The organism is Segatella copri (assembly GCF_009495355.1).
Classification (GTDB): Bacteria; Bacteroidota; Bacteroidia; order Bacteroidales; family Bacteroidaceae; genus Prevotella.
Genome location: NZ_VZAD01000086.1, coordinates 24119 through 30620 on the forward strand (window position 1 = coordinate 24119; position 6502 = coordinate 30620).

A 6502-nucleotide genomic window follows, 5' to 3' on the forward strand; every position below is an offset into this window, starting at 1 on the left:
TACGAGGAAGGTTCGTGTAAAAAAGTGTATGCATACGAGGAAAGTTCGTGTAAAAAAGTGTTGAAAACATTTGAAAGTTCGTGTAAAAAAGTGTATCTTTGCAACCGACAGAGCTGTTTAAACATCATAACAGCAAGTTATTAGCATCATTAACGACTTCAAAATGTATGTAAGGATGAAAAGAACGGTCATAGAACAATTAAAAGCATGGAAAGAGAGCCTTTGCAGAAAGCCCTTAATCTTATCAGGAGCAAGACAAGTAGGCAAGACTTATATCCTCCAGGAGTTTGGGAAACAGGAATATGACCACGTAGCCTACATCAACTGTGATGGAAACTCTGAGATTGCCAACATATTTGCAGAAGATTATGATATGAAGCGAGTCCTAATGGTTATCGGAGCCATTAGCAAACAGCCTATAATCCCTGGCAAAACGCTTATCATTCTGGATGAAATACAAGAACTTCACAAGGGACTTTCCTCGCTGAAGTATTTCTGTGAAAATGCACCAGAATACCATGTGGCTGTAGCAGGTTCACTTTTAGGCGTTGCCATGCATCAAGGAGAATCCGCCCCAGTGGGAAAGGTTGATATCATTCGACTCTACCCTATGTCTTTCGAAGAGTTTCTTATGGCAAAAGACGAAGAACAGTTGCTGAACATATTGAAAAGTAAAGACTGGAAGACCATCACATTACTTCATGATAAACTCACTAAGATATTAAGAGAATATTATTTTGTAGGGGGAATGCCTGAGGCTGTGAAAACTTATCTTGCAACCAACGATGCAAATCTCGTCAGACAGGTTCAGAACAACATTCTCACCATTTATCGTAGTGACATGTCGAAGCATGTCAGCCCAAATGAAGCCACTCGCATCAGCATGGTTTGGCAATCCATCCCTTCCCAGCTTGCCAAGGAAAACAAGAAGTTCATCTATGGAGCGGTGAGAAGCGGAGCACGAGCCAAGGATTTTGAGATGGCAATACAATGGCTGGTGGATGCAGGTCTCACCTATCGCATTTCCCGAGTAAGAGAAGTTGGAATGCCTTTGAAGTTTTACGAAGACCTCAATGCCTTCAAGCTGTTTCTCCTGGATGTCGGCCTCCTGGGTGCGTTGAGCGAGATGGAACCTGCCCAAATGCTCATCTCCAACAAAGCCATGACGGAGAGCAAGGGGGCGTTCACGGAAAACTACGTCCTTACCCAGCTATTATGTCAACAGGACATTTACACCTATTATTATAGTAGGGGAGACGCTCGCTTGGAGATAGACTTCCTTGCCCAGCACCAAGGGGTGATAACTCCGATAGAGGTAAAAGCGGAAGAGAACCTGCGTTCCAAGTCACTTCGCGCCTTCTTTGACGCCCATCCCGACTTGCGAGCCATCCGCTTCTCCATGTCGCCATACAAGGAGCAAGAGTGGATGAAGAATGTCCCATTGTACGGGGTAGAGGAGAGTTTTTAGGAACTCTTCTCACAATACTCCCTGAACTTTGCTTTAGTCATGGCAATACCAATGAGTCTATTAGATAACGCAACAATAACAACAAAATAAAAAAATATGCTACAACGAGACTACATACAGCGGCTGATACGAGAGTTTATGGCGGCACTCGAGAGAATGCTCGAAAAGAAAGAGGTAGAGGTGAGACGCGAGAAGATCAAGGAGCTCTACGACCAATACGTAGGTCCTTATGCCTTCTACAGCGTCGCCACCATCGACGACGTGATGAAAGCCATGGCAGGCATCGCCGACGAGGAGAAGCGGCTCTCCAAGATGAACATGCTCGCCGAACTCTATTATCACGAGGCCGACACCGTGGGGCAGCCCACAAGGGACGAACTGCTCGGCAAGGCCTTCATGCTCTTCGACTACGTGGAAACCCACGGCGACACTTTCTCTATCGAACGCCGCAACAAAATGGCAGAAATCAAGAAGGAGTTAAGGAGTTAAAGGAGTTAAGGAGTTAAAGGAGTTAAGACAAATGCTTTTGTGGACTTGAATTAACCATTCCCTCAAGGCGTTGTCTTAACTCCTCAGCGACCGAAGGAAGCGATAACTCCTTTAACTCCTAAAAAAAATAACTTTTCTAATAGGATAACAACAAAAACTAATCATAAAAATTAATGGTCAAAACCCCAAAATCAAAGTCGGTAAACGACATGACGGTAGGCTCGCCCTTGCGAGCCATCATCCAATTTGCAATACCACTCATCCTGGGTTACATCCTTCAGCAGATGTACCTCATTATCGACGCCGCCATCGTGGGAAGATGGATAGGCGTGGGCGCACTTGCGGCAGTAGGCGCATCCTGCTCCATCATGTTCCTCATCATGGGCTTCTGCAACGGCTCCTGTGCCGGTTTCGCCATCCCGGTCGCCCAGGCATTCGGTGCCAAAGATTACCCCAAGATGCGGACTTACGTCAGCAACAGCATCCGCATCGCCGTGGTGTTTGCCGTCGTCATCACCTTCCTTTCCTGCATCTTCTGCGGAAAAATACTGCACCTGGTGAATACGCCGAAGGAAGTCTTCGACGACGCCTACATCTTCCTGATGCTGCAGTTTGCGGCGATACCTTTCACCATCGCCTACAACCTCCTCTCCGGTCAGATCCGTGCCTTAGGCAACTCGAAGCAGCCATTCTGTTTCCTCATCACCGCCTCCGTCATCAACATCATACTCGATGCCATTCTCATTCTCGGCATGGGGTTGGGCGTAGAGGGAGCAGGCATCGCCACCTGGCTATCGCAGGGCATCTCCGTGCTGCTCTGTATCAGGTTTATCCAAAAGAAGATGCAGATTCTGATTCCGAAGGGCGAGGAAAAGAAATTCGATAACAAGAAGATCAGCATTCTGCTGAACAACGGCGTTCCGATGGGACTGCAGTTCTCCATTACCGCCATTGGTCTCATCATGCTCCAGAGTGCCAACAACGCCTTAGGAACGGTTTATGTGGCTGCATTCACCGCCTCTATGCGCATCAAATACCTCTTCACCTGCGTGTTCGAGAACATCGGAGTGGCAATGGCAACCTATTGCGGTCAGAACCTGGGAGCCAGGAAGTTGGATAGAATTGGTCAGGGCGTAAGGGCTTCCATCAGGATGATGCTGGTTTATTTCGTCTTCACCTTCCTGCTCATCTATCCGTTTGCCGACGAGATGATGATGCTCTTCGTGGATAAGGGCGAGGCAGAGGTAGTGACCTATGCCGCCCAGTTTATGCGCATCGCCAACTATTTCTATCCTTGTCTGGGCTTGCTCACCATCCTGCGCTACAGCATCCAGGGCTTGGGTTACAGCAACCTCTCGATGCTGAGTGGCGTAATGGAAATGATAGCGAGATGCGGTGTGAGTCTCTGGCTGGTGCCAGCCCTGGCTTGGACGGGTGTCTGCTTCGGCGACCCCGTAGCCTGGGTCATGGCAGATCTCTTCCTCATTCCCGCCTTCCTGTGGCTTTATAAGCATCTGAAGAAGGAAGTGCTGTAGACGATGAAAACGGCGACTTGTAGTTATAAAAAATAATCTTTCTAACTGGGAAAATATTTTTTTCCAGTTAGAAAGATGAAATTCTATTATTCAGTATTCGTTATGGAAAACCTTATAGGGGTCCATCTGCTGCATTTTCTCCTTGATTTTCTGCTCTATTCCCTCTGATGGTTCCGGAATTTCGGCACCCATTTCCTTGGCAGCAGCCTCATCCTCGGCAGCACCGGCACTATCACCCAGACTTCTGCGAACCTCGCTGCGCTCGCGATACGCATCAATAGAGAAAGGATTTACCTCCATCACCTTACCGTAGGTCTGTTCAGCCTCCTCCATCTTTCCCTGTGCCTTCTCTACACGAGCCTTCAACAACAGCACATCCTCGTTGCCCGGAATATGCTCATAGAGGAAAGTTGCATCGAGTTCTGCCTCGGAAAGCTGAGCCTGATCCAACAGGATGCTGCCACGAAGCAATCGGGCGGCATAGAAATCCTCACGCTTGCCTATCGCCTCAGTCAGCATCGACACGGCACGGATGGGTTCGCCCAATCCCCGGCAAGCCTTAGCAGAATAGAGATAGGTCTGCAGATTCGATGTGTCCAGGTGAAGAGCCTTATCGCATACCTCCGACATGGCAGTATAGTTCTCCATCATATAAGCCACATCCGCCATACGCAGCAGCACCGCCACGTTGTCGGTCTGGGCTTCCGAGAGAATCTGCAACTGCTCATAGGCTTTCTGCAGATCACCCATAGAGATGTAAGCCTGCGAGAGATAGTCGCGGCATTCCAAATCTTCGGCATTCAACTGCAGAGCGTGTTCCAAAGACTTGGCTGCAAGGTCAAATTGATGCATGCGGAGAGCACGAACACCATCATATTTCACCATGTCGAAGTCTTTTTCCTTCTCCTGTTTCACTTCCTCAGTAGTCTTTTGGCCACCAAATAGCTTTTTAAATATGTTCATAATCCAACTATTTTTTTAGGCTTTGAATTGTTTGTTGTTGAAATCGTATCAAACGACAGGGCAAAAATACGAATAAAATCCCGAAAACGCCCCTTTTTTGGAAGAAATATTTTCTTTTTTCTGATTTCGGAAAGTAGAGAACTTATTTAACTATTTGATTATTAACCTTTTAGACAGAAGCAAGCTAACAAAATATTCCAAATTCCAAATCTTCTAATTAATTTTTCAGCATATCCATCCTACCCTCCTTTTTATATATTTATATATATATAATTAATTAATAATCAATATGTTACACAATATAAAAAGTAAAGCAGACGGACAAGCGAAAGATGCATACCCTCTTAAAATTAATTGGAAGAACTGGAATCTGGAAGATTTTGCAGGGTAACCGGAACGCAGCCAACCGGAGCAAGCTAACTGGAACGCAGCCCCAGGGAAATCCCCTTTTCTATAGAAGGCAAACCCAATCCATTTGCTTTTCACCTTAGGAACAGAAAATCATAGGAAAAACATTAATTTTCCTTAAACAAACCGCTTCCTAGGATTATTTCGAAGTATAGTTAGAAATATTTTTGTATTTTTGCAAAGTATACTTTAAAATATTTCTGTATGGACAAGCAAATTATCAAAAATATCATCATCGAGAAGCAAATAGCCATCCCGAACTACAAACTGGTTCACCGAGATTTCCTTTTCGGCGACAAGTCGAATTATATTCTCGTAGGTATCAGACGAGCAGGAAAATCCTACTTACTGTATCAGGATATTCAGACCAGACTCAACAAAGGAGAACAGTCGGCCCAAGATATTCTCTACATCAACTTTGAGGATGAGCGCTTGTCATCCCTCAAGGCTGAAGAACTGGGCACTATCCTGGATTCCTACATGGAACTATATCCAGGCAAACAGCCCTTCGTCTATCTTGATGAGATTCAGAATATAGAAGGTTGGGAGAAATTTGCCCGCCGCTTGGCTGACTCCCAATATCGCGTGATGATTACAGGCAGCAACGCCAAGATGCTGGGCAAGGAAATGTATTCTACACTTGGAGGAAGATACATTCCGAAGGAAATCTTTCCTTTTTCCTTTGCAGAATACCTAACCTATCATCAAGTAGAACTAGGTGAAAACTGGGAATACAACCAACAGATAAAATCAATAGTGTCCAACTATTTTGATTCCTACTTTTACGAAGGGGGAATAGCTGAATCGTTTGAGCAACCCGACAAGCGGGAATATCTCAATGCCCTGTATCAGAAAATTCTGATTGGCGACATCGTGGAGAGAAACAGCATTCGCAATTCAAGAATATTCCGCTTCCTGGCTAAAAAACTTGCCGATAGCGTGATGCAGCCTTCATCCCTGACCAGATTGCAACACATGGTGAAATCTACCGGAGACACCATCAGTTTGCCAGCCCTAAAGGATTACCTGGAATACATGCAAGATGCGTATCTCTTCTTCCCGATTCCGAATCTGGTTTCACCTATGACAGAACAGGCAACACTTCAAAAAAGATACGTTGCCGATAATGGAATACTCAATCTCTTTCTGTTTCAGGGAGAAACGAAGCTGTTGGAGAATATGGTGGCGATAGAACTGAACAGAAGATTCAGAAACACGACAGAAGAAACCTTGCTCTATTATTTCAACAAGAACGTAGAGATAGATTTCTGCGTTCCTTCTGCCCAGTTGGCCATACAGGTATCTTACAATCTGAATGATGAGGCAACCTACGAGCGAGAAGTAGGAGGACTGATTAAATTTCTGAAAGCCTTTCCAGGCTATCACGGCTACATCATCACCCGTGATTACCAGACCCAAATAAAGGCAGATGATTATACGATAGAGGTAGTACCTATCTGGAAATGGCTACTGCAAGACAACAACTAGAGCTTTAAAATATTTCCTCTAAATACATAAAATAAAGACTTGCTGTCCCACGAATTGGCACAAGTGCAAGCTAACTTTGCACACAGAAATTAAAATTACCCCAGTTCGGGATAAGAATAGTTCATAAAAAAGTTGGTAGTCTCACAAATAT

At 45.2% G+C, this 6502-nt stretch carries 5 protein-coding genes; 4 read left to right on the plus strand and 1 reads right to left on the minus strand.

The window, feature by feature from the left end:
* Positions 1–175 precede the first annotated feature (175 nt).
* From F7D20_RS11405 to F7D20_RS11415, 3 genes are all read left to right on the plus strand, one after another.
* Positions 176–1468 carry an ATP-binding protein gene (locus F7D20_RS11405; protein WP_158464146.1) on the plus strand — a complete coding sequence of 431 codons (1293 nt, stop codon included), beginning with the start codon at positions 176–178 and terminating at the stop codon, positions 1466–1468.
* Between the two features lie 96 nt (positions 1469–1564).
* Positions 1565–1957, plus strand: a complete 393-nt coding sequence (locus tag F7D20_RS11410) for a hypothetical protein (protein WP_158464147.1) — start codon at positions 1565–1567, stop codon at positions 1955–1957.
* A gap of 173 nt (positions 1958–2130) precedes the next feature.
* The gene (locus tag F7D20_RS11415) at positions 2131–3492 is read left to right on the plus strand and encodes an MATE family efflux transporter (protein ID WP_158464148.1); all 1362 of its coding nucleotides are present in this window, start codon (positions 2131–2133) and stop codon (positions 3490–3492) included.
* Between the two features lie 90 nt (positions 3493–3582).
* Here the strand turns inward: F7D20_RS11415 and F7D20_RS11420 are convergent, their stop codons facing one another.
* Positions 3583–4455 (minus strand): tetratricopeptide repeat protein, encoded by an 873-nt coding sequence (locus tag F7D20_RS11420; protein WP_158464149.1) that lies wholly within the window; start codon positions 4453–4455, stop codon positions 3583–3585.
* 612 nt (positions 4456–5067) lie between these two features.
* Here F7D20_RS11420 and F7D20_RS11425 point away from each other — a divergent pair.
* A complete protein-coding gene (locus F7D20_RS11425; RefSeq protein ID WP_158464150.1) occupies positions 5068–6351 on the plus strand; it encodes an ATP-binding protein in 1284 nt (427 codons plus the stop codon).
* Positions 6352–6502: the final 151 nt, after the last annotated feature.